The sequence below is a fragment of the Natronomonas salina genome (genome assembly GCF_013391105.1).
GTDB lineage: Archaea > Halobacteriota > Halobacteria > Halobacteriales > Haloarculaceae > Natronomonas > Natronomonas salina.
The window spans coordinates 2338922-2353588 of record NZ_CP058335.1; the positions used below are offsets into that span (position 1 = coordinate 2338922).

Consider the following 14667-nt stretch of genomic DNA (forward strand, 5'->3'; position numbering starts at 1 on the left):
GTTCCGGCAAGATATGCGTTCGCTGACAGGAAGTGGTCACAGCAGATCGAGGAGCGCGTCGACGTCGGCCTCGTCGTTGAACGCGTGGACCGACGCCCGGACCGCATCGGAGGGAAGGTCGCGGACGACCACGTCCGCCGCGTTCGCGCGGTCGACGAACGCCTGGGCGTCCTCGACGGCGAAGGTGACCAGCCCGGACTCGTAGGCCTCCGGCGAGACGAGGCGGTCGCCGAGCCCGGCCTTGAGCCGGTCGGTCAGCCGCTCGATGCGGTTCTCCACCGCGTCCATCCCCACAGCCTCGAGCATCTCGACGGCCTCGACCAGACCGGCGTACGGCGCCACCGCCGACGTCGACACCTCGAACCGCCCGGCGTCGTCGCGGTACTCGAACCCCTCGCCCGTCGGGTCGACGACGCTGTGGTACCCGACGTGTCGCGGCCGGAACGCCGAGAGCGAATCGGGGTCGACGTAGCAGAATCCGGCGCCCCAGGGGCCGAGCAACCACTTGTGCCCCGAAGCGCAGACCACGTCGGCGCCCCATGCCTCGACGTCGACCGGGTGCTGGCCGACCGTCTGGACCGCGTCGACGAGGACCAAGGCGCCGGCGTCGTGGGCTATCTCGACGGCCTCCGCGACCGGCAGCCGGGTGCCGTGCAGCCAGCTCTCGGAGCTGAGACAGACCAGCCGCGCGTCGGCGACCGCCTCGCGGTAGTCGTTCATCGGCAGCCGGCCACCGGGGCACTCGACCGTCGTCACCTCGACGCCCTCGTCCCGGAGCCGCCGCCACGGGAGGACGCCGGAGGGGTGTTCGAGGTCCGTCCGGACGACGCGGTCGCCGGCCGACCAGTCGACGGCGTTGGCCACGCGGCTGATCCCGTCGCCGGTCGACGCGACGAGCGCGACGTCCTCGGGCCGACAGCCCAGGTGGTCGGCCAGCGTCTCGCGGGCCGACGCCCGGACCGACTCGGCGACCTCGTAGTGGCCCGCCGAGCAGGCCTCGAACTCCTGGTCCCGCTGGGCCGACTCGACCGCCTCGACGACGCGGCGCGGCGCCGGGCCGCTCGCCCCCGTGTTCAGGTACGCGCACGACTCGCAGGCCGGGACGTCCGCGCGGAGTGCCGCTGGATCCATACCGCGGCTACGCCCGCCACCGCCAAGGAAGTGGCGAGGTGCCCCGACCCGGGGTCCGGTTCCAGTGGAAGCGCAACCGGCATACGCCCCCCGGCCGTGGTCGCCTCCATGCCGACGGTCACGACCGAGGGGACGACGCTCGCCTACGAGGTCGCCGGGGAGCCGGACCGACCGACGGTGGTCTTCGTCGCCGACGCCGGCTTCGGCCCCTGGATCTGGGGCTGGCAGGCGCCACAACTGTCCGGGCCGTACCGAACGGTCGTCTACGCGACCCGCGGGACCGACGGCTCCGACGCGGCGGGGCCGTACGACGTCGACCGCCTCGCCGCGGACCTGGAGGCCGTCCTCGCGGACGCCGACGTCCCTCGCGTCCACGTCGTCGGCGCGGGCCTCGGCGGGATGGTCGCGCTCCGATACGCGCGCGAGTACGCCCGCGCCCGCTCGTTGACACTCGTCGGGACTGCCCCCTCGGGCCAGGAGATCGACGACGAAGCCCTGTCGGCGCTCCATCCGGAGGATCCCACGCGGCTCCGAGAATCCCTCTCGCTGGCGTTCACCGACGGTTTCCTGGCCGAGACGGGACTGGTCGACGACGTCGTCGAGTGGCGGCGCGAGGAGGACGCCGTCGGGGACGCCCTGGCCGGCCACCGCGAGGCGGTCCGGTCCTTCGAGGCGGGTCCCCGCTACGAGATCGCGCTGCCGACGCTCGTCCTCCACGGCCTCGAGGACCCGGTCGTCGACGTCGAAGCGGGCCGCGAACTCGCGGCCGACCTCCCGCGCGGGCGGTTCGAGGCCGTCGAGGGGAAACGGTGCTGTTACGTCGAGCACTCGGCGGCCGTCTCCGACGCGATAGACCGGTTCGTCGACGGCGTAAGCGCCGATTACTCGGGCTAAGCGCGGGGACTGTGGGGGGTCGCCGACACGGTTCGGGATCGCCGTCGGGGACACTTCGCATCTGACTAGCCATACCCGATAGTAGGTCGGCACCGAGACGGGGTACGTCGCTGTTTCCAGACGGTAGCTTCGTTCGAATCCTCCCGAATGTGGCGTTCTGGAGCCGCATTACGACTCTCTTACGGGCGGGCGGGAGCGTCGGAGGTCGGCACGGTCGTTTGTGTCTGACGCGTCCTTTATGTACGTCGAAACGGTACGACGTTCCGATGAGAACACGTATCGCGCTACTGAACGCCTCTCACAACGACCCTAACACGACGCGGAACTTCCGCCGCGAACTCGACGCCGACCTCTCGGAGTTCTCGGTCACCGACGGGGAGCTCCCCGACGACTACGAGTACGACGCCTTCGTCGTCACCGGGTCGCGCGCCTCCGTCTACTGGGACGAACCCTGGATCGAGGGGACGCGCGACTGGGTGCGCGGCGCGGTCGAACGCGACCTCCCCGCCCTCGGCATCTGCTGGGGCCACCAGCTGCTGGCCGACGTCCTCGGCGGCACCGTCGAGCCGATGGGCGAGTACGAACTCGGCTACCGGACCGTCACCCACACCGGCGACGACCTCTTCGCGGGCGTCCCCGAGGAGTTCACCGTCTTCACCACCCACTCCGACGCCGTCACCGAACTCCCGGACGGCGCCGACCTGATCGCGGAGAACGACTACGGCGTCCACGGCTTCCGGCACGGCGACGTCTTCGGCCTCCAGTCCCACCCCGAGTACGACCCCGAGACCGCCGAGTCCGTCGTCCGCGGGAAGGACCACCTCCCGGCCGAGCGCATCGAGGCCGTCTGCGACGGCATCACCGAGGCCGCCTACGCCGACGCGAAACCGGCCAAGTCTATCTTCGAGAACTTCGCCGAGACCATCCGGACGGTCGACCCCGCCGCCGAAGCCGCTTCCGGGACCGTCGCCGCAGACGACTAACCGGCCGCCGGCGCCGGCGGCGGCCCCGTCAACTCCTTCTGCGTGTGCGAGCGTTTTTGGTGGTACGACTCCACGTTCCGGTATGCTGGATTACGTGAGTCTCGAGGCGGACCTGGACGAGGAAGAACGGATGGTCCGCGACACGGCCCGCGACTTCGTGGAGGACAAGGTCCGCCCCGACATCGGCGAGCACTGGATCGAGGGGACGTTCCCGATGGACCTCATCCCCGAGATGGGCGAACTCGGCTTCTACGCGCCGAACCTCGAGGGATACGGCTCACCGAACGTCAGCGAGAAAGCCTACGGCCTGCTGATGCAGGAACTGGAGGCCTGCGACTCCGGGCTCCGCTCGATGGCCTCCGTCCAGGGCGCCCTCGTGATGTACCCGCTGCACGCCTACGGCAGCGAGGAGCAGAAGGAGGAGTACCTCTGGGACCTCGGGTCGGGCGAGAAGGTCGGCTGCTTCGGGCTCACCGAACCCGCCCACGGCTCCAACCCCTCGGGGATGGAGACCAGCGCCGAGAAGGACGGCGACGAGTACGTCCTCAACGGCGCGAAGACCTGGATCACCAACTCCCCCATCTCCGACGTCGCCATCGTCTGGGCGAAGGACCGTTCCGACGACGACACCGTCCGCGGGTTCGTCGTCGACACCGACCTCGACGGCGTCACCACGAACAAGATCGAGGAGAAGCTCTCGCTGCGCGCCTCGATCACCGGCGAGATCCACCTCGACGACGTCCGCGTCAACGAGGCCGACGTCCTCCCGGACGTCCGGGGGATGAAGGGCCCGCTCTCCTGTCTGTCGCAGGCGCGCTTCGGCATCGCGTGGGGCGCCGTCGGCGCCGCCCGCGACTGCTTCGAGACCGCCCGCGGATACGCCCAGGATCGCGAGCAGTTCGGCGGTCCCATCGGTCGCTTCCAGATCCAACAGCAGAAACTCGCCGAGATGGCCACCCAGATCACCCTCGCCCAGCTGCTCGTCTACCGCATCACCGACCTCAAGGAGCGCGGGGACCTCCGGCCCCAGCACATCTCGATGGCCAAGCGGAACAACGTCCGGATGGCCCGCGACCAGTCGCGCATCGCCCGCGAGATGCTCGGCGGCAACGGCATCACCGCCGACTACTCGCCGATGCGCCACATGACGAACCTCGAGACCGTCTACACCTACGAGGGCACCCACGACATCCACACCCTCATCCTCGGCGAGGACCTCACGGGCCTGAAGGCCTACCAGTAGGGCTCGCCCGTCAGTCCTCGAGGGCCTCGAACGTCTTCTCCGCCCATCGCACGGCGTAGGCCGCCCCGTGGTCCCGATACACCTCGGCGTCCAGGGCGTCGAACGGCGACGGCACCGACACCTCGTGCTTGACGGCGCTGCAGGCCAGTTCCGCGCCGTCGGCGAAGTCGGTCTGTCCCCTCGCGACGTCGCTCGTCAGATTCGAGAGCCGCGGTTCCAGTCGTTCCCCGGCGTCGACCCACTCCCCGTAGAGGGCCGGGTGCTCGTCGTCCCACTCCCGGAACACCTCCCGGGTGTGCAGGCCCACGTACGCGTCGAACAGCGCCGCCGCTAGCTGGTAGGTCTCGGTCGCCGATAGCGGGACCGCCTCGTCGAGCGCGCGGTACTCCGATCCGAAGAACCCCAGGAAGTGCTCCGGGAGCCCCAGGCCGACCTCGACGAACGCCTCCGCGAGCAGGAAGTCGACGAAGCCGGCGGGCGAACCCTCCAGGCGCGGCTTGACGAACACCGACGGCGGGTCGGTCTGTCGGGTCCAGGCGACGCCGCCGTCCCCGGGCGCGCCGATCGTGAACTCCCCGCCGGCGATGCGGTGGAGCGTCTGCGGGGCGTCTTTCGGGACCCACGACTCGTCATAGGTCAGCAGGTCGATGCCGTCGACGACCGCCAGCAGGTTCTCGGCGACCGACGACGGGAGCGTCTCGAAGTCGCCGTCGCTGTCGAAGACGGCGGCCGACGGCGCGTGCGCCTCGCGGACGGCCGCCAGTTCGCCGGACAGCTTCCGGCGCTCGAACATCTATCCGAGCGTGATGCCGGCGAACAACAGGACGCCGACGACCAGCGAGGCGACGAGCGTCGCGAGCAGGATCTTGGTGGGGTCGCTCATGCACGGACCTTCCGCGGCGGAGCGTTTAAAGATTCGACTTTCGACCCGGGCGGTTCGCCACCGGAACTATGTTCCCGGGTGGTGCGCACCGGACCATGGAACGACAGCGCGTCACGACGGGTACGGAGTGGGAACCCCACGTCGGCTACTCCCGGGCGGTCCGGGTCGGAGACCGGATCCTCGTCTCCGGAACGACGGCGACCGACGACGATGGAAATCCGGTCGCCCCCGGCGACCCCGAGGCGCAGACCCGGCGCGCCCTCGACATCGTCGTCGACGCCATCGAGGAGGCCGGCGGCGCTCGCGAGGACGTCGTCCGGACCCGGATGTACGTGACCGACGCGGACGACTGGGAAGCCGTCGGTGAGGTCCACGGGGAGTTCTTCGGTGACGTGCGGCCAGCAGCGACGCTGGTCGAGGTGTCGAGTCTCGTGGAACCGGAGTACGTCGTCGAGGTCGAAGCCGAGGCCGTCGTCTCCTGACGGGCGCCGATATCTCCAATCGAAACGAAGGGGTTGGTGGGTGGGAGGAACTCGGTCAGTTAATCGAGGTGACCCGACCGATCAGTTGTCGAATCGCGCCTGGACGAACGGCTGGGCGTCCTCGACCTGTCCGATGCGGGAGTCCGAGAGGAGCACGGCCTCCGTCTCTTCCAGTGGAACCGAGAGGCTGATCTCCTTGGTGCGGCCGTAGCGGCCCTTCGAGACGACGACGGCGTTGACGATGCCGAGCATGTCGAGTTCGCTGATGAGGTCGGTCACTCGACGTTGGGTGAGCACGTCCGCGTCCATCTCCTGACAGAGGCGCTTGTAGATGTTGAACACCTCGCCCGTGTTCACGTTGTGGACGCCGTTCTTCTCGAGGAGGATCGTCGCGTAGAGGACGAGCTTCGACTGGGTGGGCAGGGTCCGGACGACCTCGACGACCCGATCGAGTTCGATCTTCTCCTGGGCCCGGCGGACGTGCTTCTCCTCGACGGTCTCGGTGCGGTCGCGCTCGGCGAGTTCGCCGGCGGTCCGGAGCAGGTCGAGGGCTCGACGGGCGTCGCCGTGCTCCTGGGCGGCGAAGGCCGCACAGAGCGGGATGACGTCTTCCGAGAGCGTGTCGCCCTTGAACGAGATCTCCGAGCGGTGCCGGAGGATGTCCCGGAGCTGCGTCGCGTCGTACGGCGGGAAGACGATCTCCTCCTCGCCGAGGCTCGACTTGACGCGGGGGTCGAGGAAGTCGGTGAACTTCAGGTCGTTCGAGATGCCCATGATGCTCACCCGGGAGTTCTCCAGCTCCGAGTTCATCCGCGAGAGGTTGTAGAGGGTGTCGTCGCCGGACTTCTCGACGAGCTTGTCGATCTCGTCGAGCATGATGACCACGACGCGCTCGTGGTAGTCGACGGCGTCGAAGAACGTCGAGTAAACGCGGTCGGTCGGCCACCCCGTCATCGGCACCGGTTCGAACTCCTCGAGGTCGGCCTCGAGTTGCGTGATCTCGTTCTCCACCGCGGCGACGCTGTCGAACTCGGTGTCGGCGAGCGCGCCGTGGTCCTCGGCGGCCCGGTCCCGGAGGTCGCCGAGCTCCTCGAGTCGGTCCTCGATGTACGCCTCGTTCTTCTCGATGAACTTGTTGGCGAGCTGGGCGAGGACGCGGTACTGCGTGTCGGTGACCTCGCAGTTGATGTACTCGACCTCGCAGGGCACCTCGTACTTCTGGGAGGTGCTCTCGAGTTCCTCGCTGACGAACTTCGCGCTGGCGGTCTTGCCGGTCCCCGTCTTCCCGTAGATGAGGATGTTCGAGGGGGTCTCCCCGCGCAGCGCGGTCACGAGGATGGTCGCCATGTTGTTGATCTGCTCCTCGCGGTGGGGGAGCTCACGGGGTGTGTAGGAGGGACGCAGCACCTCCTTGTTCTCGAAGATGGGTTCGCCCTCCAGGAGGTCGTCGAAGAGCCCCCTGGACGCCTCGTCGGTGTCGCCCGAGGCTGCGTCGGGGTCGGCGTCGAGATCCAGGTCCTCGAGGTCGACGTCCCCGGAGAACCCGTCGACGGTGTGGCCGGGGGCGGTCCCCTCCCCGCCGATCTCGTCGCCGGCGGGAGCCGTCTCGATGGATTCGCGGAGACCACTATCGCTCGGGTCGGGAGTGTCGCCGGAGCTGGCTGCGTTGCCGTCGATATCCGACCCCTCTGTTTCAACTGGAGTCCGATCGACGAATCCGGATGCGTTACCCGCTCCAGTAGTCTCGTGGCTGGAATCGTCGTCGACGGTATCGGCTTCGGTTCCAGTCGAACTCGTGTCCTCCTCCCCGTGGGCGGCTCGGTCGTCCTCGTCCCGGGATTCGACTTTGTGCTCCTCGGACGTGTCGGTGGAATCTCCCTCTGTCATTCGTGCTAGTACCCCCCAGTTTCACGTGGAGCTTTACTCCGCGACGGCCGAACGGTCCGATTTCGGGGGTCAGAAACCCGGTACGTCGAATCCGTCGATGTGTGGCCGTCCACTTGATGCAAGGGAACCGATGGTCGAACATTCTATTAAAAGTTGTGATGCGAGCGGCGTGCCAGTGGCTTCTCGATTCGGTGGTGGAGTCATTCTGACGAACTGGTCAGTAGAGAGTGGCGTTCGAGGGGAGCTACCGCTCGGTTTCTAGTTTCTGCTGTTCCAGTCCGGATATATCTGGAGCCGTCCGGTGGTCTCGGTGGAACGAACACCGATGTTTCGGGTGGAATAGAGCTATCGAGAGCGAGTATCCGGGGATCCAGCGCAATGCCGAAGACAGATGATTCTCGGTTGATACTTCTGGAGCGACGAGGATCGTCGAGCTCCTGCGTCGAATCCCGAGAAGTTGGCGTGCTGATGGAGGCTGAAGGCAGAAAGTCGGGGAGTGGTCGGTCTGGGAGGGGTGGTTATCGGGTGTGTTCCAGTGGATGCATGGGAAGCGGAGGGGAGTCCCCCCACACCCCTTGGTTTCGTGTGGAGCGGCGAGAAGGCGGGGAGGGGGTCAGCAGGGACGGGCCCAACTAGCGATAGCAACCTTTAACACGTGTTAACAATAACCATAGCCGTAGTGGAGAAGAAAACGATTCTTCCTACCGCTTTTCTATCTAGTATTACTAGACGTCACGACGTTACCGCGTCTCTAGTCTAGTCTTCGTGACAGCTTCCCGCCGCTTCTGGCGGCCCACCACACCCCCTCATCCCGCTCCAGGCGAAACGAAGGGGTAGGGGCCTCCGCCACCTCTCGCCTCCCCCGACTTCTCCGCCTCGGCTCTCCCATTCGACTCGAACCTGCTCCCCGTCACGACCTGTGTCTCCATTCTTCGAGTAGCTCGAGAGCCTCCTCGACGTTCCTCTCTGAACTCCGACCGATTTCCCGACCTCTCCGCAGCGCTGGACTTCCCGACACACCGACCGCTCCGCCGCGATTTCGGAACAGGATCTGACCTCTCGGGAAGGCTTATCCCCGTTCTATCCGGTTTGTGACGTGTGTCTGACGCAGAGTTAAGTGATTGGGCCGAGGTAGTACGGGCAGAGCGACTCCGATTTCGACCCGAAATCGGGGCCGTGGGAGGATGAGATGGGACTGCTAACCGAACTCAAATCGAGTATCTCGAACGCGACGTCGAGCCTGTTCGCGGGGAGCGATCCGAAGCGGATCGGCATCTACGGCCCCCCGAACGCGGGTAAGACGACGCTCGCGAACCGTATCGCCAGAGACTGGACCGGCGACGCCGTCGGTCCGGAGAGCCACGTTCCCCACGAGACGCGCCGCGCGCGTCGCAAGGAGAACGTCGAGATCAAGCGCAACGGCAAGTCGGTGACGATAGACGTCGTCGACACGCCGGGTGTGACCACCAAGGTGGACTACAAGGAGTTCCTCGAACACGACATCGAGAAGGACGACGCCGTCCGCCGCTCCCGCGAGGCCACGGAGGGCGTCGCCGAGGCGATGCACTGGCTCCGCGAGGACGTCGACGGCGTCATCTACGTCCTCGACTCCACCGAGGACCCGTTCACGCAGGTCAACACGATGCTCATCGGCATCATCGAGAGCCAGAACCTGCCGGTGCTCATCTTCGCGAACAAGATAGACCTCGACGACTCGAGCGTCCAGCGGATCAGCAACGCCTTCCCGCAGCACGAGACGGTGCCGCTGTCGGCCCTCGAGGGGGACAACATGGACGAAGTGTACGACAAGATCGCGGAGTACTTCGGGTGATATCATGCCCGAGATAACTACAGGCGACGGCGACGACGGACTCGCGGACGGCATCCAGATCGACATGATCAGCGCCGAGCGGATGGAGGACATGCGGACGATGGAGAAGATCCGCCTGATCCTCGACGGCGTCCACGACGGCAACATCGTCATCCTCGAGTCCGGCCTGGAGCCGGAGGAGGAGTCGAAGCTCATCGAGGTGACGATGTCCGAGATCAACCCCGACGGGTTCACCGGCATCGAGATCGAGACCTACCCCGGCGGCGACGGCGGGGACAGCAGCTTCCTCGGCCGCCTCATGGGCAACGACGAGCCGAACAAGCTCACCGTCATCGGGCCGGCCAACCGCATCGAGACGCTCCACAAGGACGAGACGCTCATCAGCACGCTCATCACGCGGACGTGACCTAGCGATGCCTCACCAGTGTACCGGCTGCGGCCACACGTTCGCCGACGGCTCCAAGGAGATGCTCTCGGGCTGTCCGGAGTGTGGCGGCAACAAGTTCCAGTTCCGGCCCGAGGGGGCGTCACTGCCCGACGACCCGAGCGAGACCGACTCGGGAGCGGCGCAATCTGGCCCCGATAGCCAAGAGCCGTCTCCCGACGCGGAGCCGCCGGAACCGGATGGAAGCTCTTCGTCGGTGGCCGAGACGGTCGGCCGTGCCACGACGAAGGTCCGGGACTTCGTCTCCTCGGACCCCGCGGAGATCGACTCGCCGGACCCGGAGGCGTCCTGGCCGAGCGAGCGCGAGGAGGCTGCCGGTTCCGGGGCTTCCGGCACCGCCGACCCGTCCCCGGACCCCTCCCCTTCGAGTGGAACCGACGACGACATAATCGACGCCGACGCGCGGCGCGAGGCCGTCGAGACCGACGAGGACGACGCCCAGGCGAGCGCACGGTCCGACGTCGTCTCCGACGAGGAACTGGACGGCGCCGACGCCGTCGAGGGGCGCGACCCTCTGGCCGGCGACGCCGCCGGTGGACTGGCCGGTTCGGGCGGCGAGGTGGTCAGCGAACCGTCCGAGGCGGACCCCGACATCGCGGAGCTCCGCGAGCAGCTCAACGACCAGTTCGAATCCATCAAGATCGTCGAGCCGGGCCAGTACGAGCTCAACCTGATGGAGCTGTACGACCGCGAGGAGTACATCATCGCACTCCAGGAGAACGGCCGGTACGTCATCCAGGTCCCCGAGCAGTGGATCGGCGACCAGCCGGGCGACAGCTGACACGACCCTCCCTCATCCCACGGTTCCGAAGTCGCGTTACCGACGACAATCTTCACCCAGTAGCCTGCTCAGCAGTTCAAGACCCTTCCACTCGACCCCACCGTTTCGGGTCGAGAACTAGTGTAGAGCTGAGTGATAAGACAACTGTCCACCCGAAACTCTGCGGTGAGCCGCCGGTCTGGTCGTCGAACGGCTGATTCGCTCGCCGCCCCAGCCAGTCACTCCTCGAGACGGTCGAGGATCGCCGAGGGCTCGTAGGCGAGCGACAGCGACCGCGACCGGCCGCGCCCCTCGACGTCGGTGTACTCGGCGTCGATGAGCCCGAGCTGGTCGAGCTTGTTGATAATCTCGGAATAGCGGGTGTACCCGAGGTCGGTCTCCTCGCTGAAGGCCTCGTAAACCTCGCCAGCCTGCTCGCCGTCGTGCTCGGCGAGGACGCGGACCAGCGCGGTCTCGGAGTCCGAGAGCCCGCGGAGGTGCCGGGAGAGGTGGACGTACTTCGCCTTCTCGTAGGCCTCGTCGACGTCCTCGGTGCCGACCTCGGCGGAGCCGCGCATCTCGGCGTTCAGGCCGGCCCGCCGGAGCAGGTCGATGCCCACGCGGAGGTCGCCGCCGCTGTCGGCGGTGTGGGCGGCGACCCGGTCGAGGACCGCCGGCCCGACGGCGTCCTCACGGAAGCCGCGCTTGACGCGCTCCTGGAGGATGTCGACGATCTCGCGCTCGCCGTAGGCGGAGAAGTACACCTCCTCGGGCCGGAACACCGACTGGACGCGGCTGTCGAGTTCGTCGATGACGTTCAGGTCGAGGTCAGAGGAGACGACGATGACGCCGATCTTCGCGCCGGAGTGGGCCTCGTGGGCGCGGAGCAGCGAGTACAGCGTGTCGGAGGCCTCGTCCTCGTAGAAGAGGTAGTTGACGTCGTCGAGCGCGACGACGAGCACCTCGTCCTCCTCGACGAGGCGGTCGGTGATCTGCCCGAAGAGCTTCTTAAAGGAGATGCCCGAGGTCGGCGGTTCGTACTCGAAGAGCCCCTCGAACAGCCGCGAGAAGACGGCGTAGCGGGTCGAGTCGACCTGGCAGTTGACGCGGACGACCTCGACGTCGCTGACGCTCGTCAGCTCGTCGAACAGCTTGTGGACGGCGGTGGTCTTGCCGGTCCCCGGCGGCCCGCGGGCCATCACGTTCAGCGGGCGCGAACCCCTGACCGCGGGGCGGAGCGCGTACTTCAGCGTCTCCATCTGTTCGTCGCGGTGCAGGAACGCCTCGGGGAGGTAGTCGAGCTCGAGGACGTGCTCGTCGCGGAACACAGATTCGTCCCACGAGAGCATGTCGTCGTCCGCCATTTCACTTTCACCACGCTTCGGCGGGTGTTAAGCCTTCGGGGGAGTTCGCCGGAAGTGGAAGGCACAAGGACCGACCGGAAAGCGAACCAGTCAGTCGAACTTCTCCAGTAACTCCCCGTAAAGCGGGTCGCCGTCCTGTTCGGCGAGCTTCTCGACGATGAGTTCGGGCGTCGATCGCGCGAGGTGGTCCTTGACCGGGGAGCGGTTCACCTGGAGCTCGCCGTCCTCGAGGCCGAGCGCCTGGATGCCGTCGACGGTCACGTCCACGCCGGCCGCCTCGCGGATCTCGCCGGCGAGGTGGGAGACGAACACCGCGGTGGAGTCGCTCTCGGTCAGCGCCTCGAGGATGCCGGCGATGATGACCGCGCTGGCGCCCGGCTCCGTGATGGACTCGAGTTCGTCGACGAGCACGAGCCGGGTCCGGTCGCCGGCCACGAGCGACCCGAACTCCCGGAGGGTCGACTCGAAGGCGCCGGCGTCGAGGGTCCCCTGGGTCTTCGCCTGGTAGTGCAGCGCCTCGAACCGCTCCAGGCGGGCGTCCTCGGCGGGGACCGGCAGGCCCATCTGGCCGAGTACCACCACGAGCGCCACGAGGTCCAGCGTCGACGTCTTCCCGCCGCTGTTGACACCCGAGAGGAGGGCGACGCCCTCCACGCCGTAGTCGACCGGCTCGACGGCCTCGAAGTCGACGTCCAGCAGCGGCGACCGGCCCCCCTCGATCCGGAACCCCCGACCCTCGAACGTCGGGAAGGTGCAGTCGAAGTCGCGGGCGAACCGCGAGACGGCGAGTTCGACGTCCAGGTCGAGGGCCGCGTCGACGAGGTCGCCCGCGGGCTCGCGCATCTCCCGGAGGTCGTCGGCCAGGTCGCGCTTCAGCCGCGCGGCACGCCGGTCGCGTTCGGCGGTCAGCTCCTCGCGAAGCCGGTCGACGACGCGGTCGTCGTGTTCCACCGGAAACGTGGGGTCCTCGCCGAAGGCCTGCCGGGCCATCGACTCGTAGTCCTCGAGGCCGAGCGCGTCGGCGAAGTGGTCCCGGGCCGCTTCCACTGCGGCGGCGAACTCGTCGGCCAGCTCCCGCTCCAGCAGCGAGTCGACGCCCGCGCCGCGCTCGACCAGCGAGAGGAGGTCGTTACCCTCGATGGTGACGTCGCGCTCCTGGATGGCCTCCCGGAGGTGGTCGTTGGCGACGTTCTCGGCCATCGAGACAGCGGCGTCGAGGTCGTCGATGGCGTCCTCGAGTTCGTTCAGGGCCTCGTCGTCGGCGACGGTCCCGTCCTGGTTGAGCCGCGAGAGCGCCTCGTCGAGCGCGTCGACGTCGCAGGGGGCCTCCAGGTCGGCGGCCTGGTGGACCGCGGCGGCCGCCCGGAGCCGGTCGCGGTTCCGTGCGAAGAAGGCGAGGGTCCGCTCCGGGACGACCTCCGCGGGGTTCTCCAGGGCGTCGGGCTCCACCCGGACGTCGCCCTCCACTTCGACGCCGGAGAACTCCTCGTCGAGCACCACGACGGTGGAGTACCCGCGCGCGAGGTCGGCGATGCCGCGGGCGTCCTCGACCAGTTCGACGCTCAGCTCGGGGACGGCCTCACGCGCTTCCGAGTACGTCTCCGCGTCGTTCGTCGCGAGACAGCGGTCCCGGACCCGGACGTCCCGCGGCGGTTCGAGCGGCTCGACGCCTTCCAGGGCCTCGAGGACCTCCGGCGTCGGCTCCCGCTCGACGGCCTCGCAGGTGAACGTCCGGACCTCCTCGATGCGTGAGGCCGCCGCGCTCGGGTAGAGGGTCTCCAGGCGCTTCTCGGCGTAGCGGGTGACGGCGCGGTCCTGCAGGAGGCCGAGCGCCGACTCGTATATCTCGCGGGCCCGCGGGGTCGCGAGGAAGTCGCCGTCGTCGTCGTGCTGGCTGCGGATGGCGGCGCGGGCGATCCGGGCGGCCCGCCCCTCGCTGATGCCCGGCGCGCGGGCGACGGCCGCGACGTCCCCGGACGCGAGCGCCCGCTCGGGGTCGTCGAGTTCGGCGAGGCGCTCGGCCGTCTTCGCCCCCACGCCCGGGATCGCCTCCAGCTCCTCCAGTTCCATCTACACGGCGTTGGGTCGGCAGCCGGGAAAACTTCTCCGCCCGGAACGGCTCGTGCAACCGCCGGCGGGGGTCGTCTGTCGGCCTCGCCCCGACTCAATCCTCTTACGGGCTCGGCCCGAACTAGGCGCATGACGACCCACGTCAGCGAGGACCAGGTCCGCTGGTGGCTCGACGACAGCGCGGTCCAGGACGTGACGGCCCACGCCGGCGAGGAGACGGAGTTCAACCTCCAGGTGACGCTCTCCCGGCTCCCCATCCACCTCATCAAGGAGCGACCTGACGACCCGGTCCGCGTCGTCGGGCGCAGCGGGTTCGACACCGACCGGGCCAAGCGGATGCTCCGCGAGGAGGAGTCCCGGACGGAGCTTCTGAGTCAGCTCGGCCCGGTGCTCGCGACGACGCCGGGCTTCTACACGTTCCTCGACGAGGACAGCACCGCCTGCGAGCTCCGACACGCCGAGACGCTGCAGATCGAACACCGAATCTACCCCGACGAGGCGACCCAGCAGCGGCTGATGGACAGCGTGATGGATATCGCGACGGGCATGCGCTACGTCCAGAACGTGCTGGCGGCGACCCACCCGGGCGTCCCGCCGGAGGAGGACGACGTCGAAGAGATCGAACCCCACGACCCCGGTGACGCGGGCGACGACGCCGAGCCCGGCGACGACGCAGACTGATTCCGAATCGCGC

The 14667-nt window shown here is 68.0% G+C and carries 13 protein-coding genes; 8 read left to right on the plus strand and 5 right to left on the minus strand.

Annotation, left to right across the window (positions count from 1 at the left end; all coding sequences use genetic code 11):
- Nucleotides 1-36 precede the first annotated feature (36 nt).
- The gene (locus HWV07_RS12235; RefSeq protein ID WP_178334572.1) at nt 37-1131 is read right to left on the minus strand and encodes an aminotransferase class V-fold PLP-dependent enzyme; all 1095 of its coding nucleotides are present in this window, start codon (nt 1129-1131) and stop codon (nt 37-39) included.
- Nucleotides 1132-1239: 108 nt separating this feature from the next.
- Here HWV07_RS12235 and HWV07_RS12240 point away from each other — a divergent pair, with 108 nt between their 5' ends.
- From HWV07_RS12240 to HWV07_RS12250, 3 genes are all read left to right on the plus strand, one after another.
- Nucleotides 1240-2025, plus strand: a complete 786-nt coding sequence (locus HWV07_RS12240; protein WP_178334573.1) for an alpha/beta fold hydrolase — start codon at nt 1240-1242, stop codon at nt 2023-2025.
- Between the two features lie 266 nt (nt 2026-2291).
- Nucleotides 2292-3008, plus strand: a complete 717-nt coding sequence (locus HWV07_RS12245; RefSeq protein ID WP_178334574.1) for a type 1 glutamine amidotransferase — start codon at nt 2292-2294, stop codon at nt 3006-3008.
- 82 nt (nt 3009-3090) lie between these two features.
- On the plus strand, nt 3091-4251 hold the full coding sequence (locus tag HWV07_RS12250; protein WP_178334575.1) for an acyl-CoA dehydrogenase family protein: 1161 nt from the start codon (nt 3091-3093) through the stop codon (nt 4249-4251).
- Nucleotides 4252-4261: 10 nt separating this feature from the next.
- Here HWV07_RS12250 and HWV07_RS12255 read toward each other — a convergent pair whose 3' ends face one another.
- Nucleotides 4262-5044, minus strand: a complete 783-nt coding sequence (locus HWV07_RS12255) for a DUF7089 family protein (protein WP_178334576.1) — start codon at nt 5042-5044, stop codon at nt 4262-4264.
- A 185-nt stretch (nt 5045-5229) separates the two neighbouring features.
- Here HWV07_RS12255 and HWV07_RS12260 point away from each other — a divergent pair, with 185 nt between their 5' ends.
- Entirely contained in the window at nt 5230-5616 is a 387-nt protein-coding gene (locus HWV07_RS12260) for a RidA family protein (protein WP_178334577.1), read from the plus strand.
- Nucleotides 5617-5697: 81 nt separating this feature from the next.
- Here HWV07_RS12260 and HWV07_RS12265 read toward each other — a convergent pair whose 3' ends face one another.
- Nucleotides 5698-7503, minus strand: a complete 1806-nt coding sequence (locus HWV07_RS12265; protein ID WP_246279762.1) for a Cdc6/Cdc18 family protein — start codon at nt 7501-7503, stop codon at nt 5698-5700.
- Nucleotides 7504-8692: 1189 nt separating this feature from the next.
- Between HWV07_RS12265 and HWV07_RS12270 the strand changes: the two genes are divergently transcribed.
- Genes HWV07_RS12270 through HWV07_RS12280 form a run of 3 tightly spaced genes read left to right on the plus strand, consistent with a single transcriptional unit; the run spans nt 8693 to nt 10560 of the window.
- Entirely contained in the window at nt 8693-9334 is a 642-nt protein-coding gene (locus HWV07_RS12270; protein ID WP_178334578.1) for an Era-like GTP-binding protein, read from the plus strand.
- A gap of 4 nt (nt 9335-9338) precedes the next feature.
- Nucleotides 9339-9740, plus strand: coding sequence for a DUF2073 domain-containing protein (locus HWV07_RS12275; protein WP_178334579.1), 402 nt, complete (start codon nt 9339-9341; stop codon nt 9738-9740).
- Nucleotides 9741-9747: 7 nt separating this feature from the next.
- Nucleotides 9748-10560, plus strand: a complete 813-nt coding sequence (locus HWV07_RS12280; RefSeq protein WP_178334580.1) for a Zn-ribbon domain-containing protein — start codon at nt 9748-9750, stop codon at nt 10558-10560.
- Nucleotides 10561-10778: 218 nt separating this feature from the next.
- Here the strand turns inward: HWV07_RS12280 and HWV07_RS12285 are convergent, their stop codons facing one another.
- A complete protein-coding gene (locus HWV07_RS12285; protein ID WP_178334581.1) occupies nt 10779-11903 on the minus strand; it encodes an ORC1-type DNA replication protein in 1125 nt (374 codons plus the stop codon).
- Nucleotides 11904-11993: 90 nt separating this feature from the next.
- Complete coding sequence (locus HWV07_RS12290; protein WP_178334582.1) at nt 11994-13973, minus strand: helix-hairpin-helix domain-containing protein; 1980 nt, start codon at nt 13971-13973, stop codon at nt 11994-11996.
- A 129-nt stretch (nt 13974-14102) separates the two neighbouring features.
- Here HWV07_RS12290 and HWV07_RS12295 point away from each other — a divergent pair, with 129 nt between their 5' ends.
- Complete coding sequence (locus HWV07_RS12295; RefSeq protein ID WP_211694121.1) at nt 14103-14654, plus strand: type III secretion system chaperone family protein; 552 nt, start codon at nt 14103-14105, stop codon at nt 14652-14654.
- The last annotated feature ends 13 nt before the right edge of the window (nt 14655-14667 follow it).

What these genes read in the sequence shown, in the direction of transcription:
- HWV07_RS12235 (WP_178334572.1), bottom strand. Translation starts at nt 1,131, where the DNA reads ATGGATCCAGCGGCACTCCGCGCGGACGTCCCGGCCTGCGAGTCGTGC.
- HWV07_RS12240 (WP_178334573.1), top strand. Translation starts at nt 1,240, where the DNA reads ATGCCGACGGTCACGACCGAGGGGACGACGCTCGCCTACGAGGTCGCC.
- HWV07_RS12245 (WP_178334574.1), top strand. Translation starts at nt 2,292, where the DNA reads ATGAGAACACGTATCGCGCTACTGAACGCCTCTCACAACGACCCTAAC.
- HWV07_RS12250 (WP_178334575.1), top strand. Translation starts at nt 3,091, where the DNA reads ATGCTGGATTACGTGAGTCTCGAGGCGGACCTGGACGAGGAAGAACGG.
- HWV07_RS12255 (WP_178334576.1), bottom strand. Translation starts at nt 5,044, where the DNA reads ATGTTCGAGCGCCGGAAGCTGTCCGGCGAACTGGCGGCCGTCCGCGAG.
- HWV07_RS12260 (WP_178334577.1), top strand. Translation starts at nt 5,230, where the DNA reads ATGGAACGACAGCGCGTCACGACGGGTACGGAGTGGGAACCCCACGTC.
- HWV07_RS12265 (WP_246279762.1), bottom strand. Translation starts at nt 7,503, where the DNA reads ATGACAGAGGGAGATTCCACCGACACGTCCGAGGAGCACAAAGTCGAA.
- HWV07_RS12270 (WP_178334578.1), top strand. Translation starts at nt 8,693, where the DNA reads ATGGGACTGCTAACCGAACTCAAATCGAGTATCTCGAACGCGACGTCG.
- HWV07_RS12275 (WP_178334579.1), top strand. Translation starts at nt 9,339, where the DNA reads ATGCCCGAGATAACTACAGGCGACGGCGACGACGGACTCGCGGACGGC.
- HWV07_RS12280 (WP_178334580.1), top strand. Translation starts at nt 9,748, where the DNA reads ATGCCTCACCAGTGTACCGGCTGCGGCCACACGTTCGCCGACGGCTCC.
- HWV07_RS12285 (WP_178334581.1), bottom strand. Translation starts at nt 11,903, where the DNA reads ATGGCGGACGACGACATGCTCTCGTGGGACGAATCTGTGTTCCGCGAC.
- HWV07_RS12290 (WP_178334582.1), bottom strand. Translation starts at nt 13,973, where the DNA reads ATGGAACTGGAGGAGCTGGAGGCGATCCCGGGCGTGGGGGCGAAGACG.
- HWV07_RS12295 (WP_211694121.1), top strand. Translation starts at nt 14,103, where the DNA reads ATGACGACCCACGTCAGCGAGGACCAGGTCCGCTGGTGGCTCGACGAC.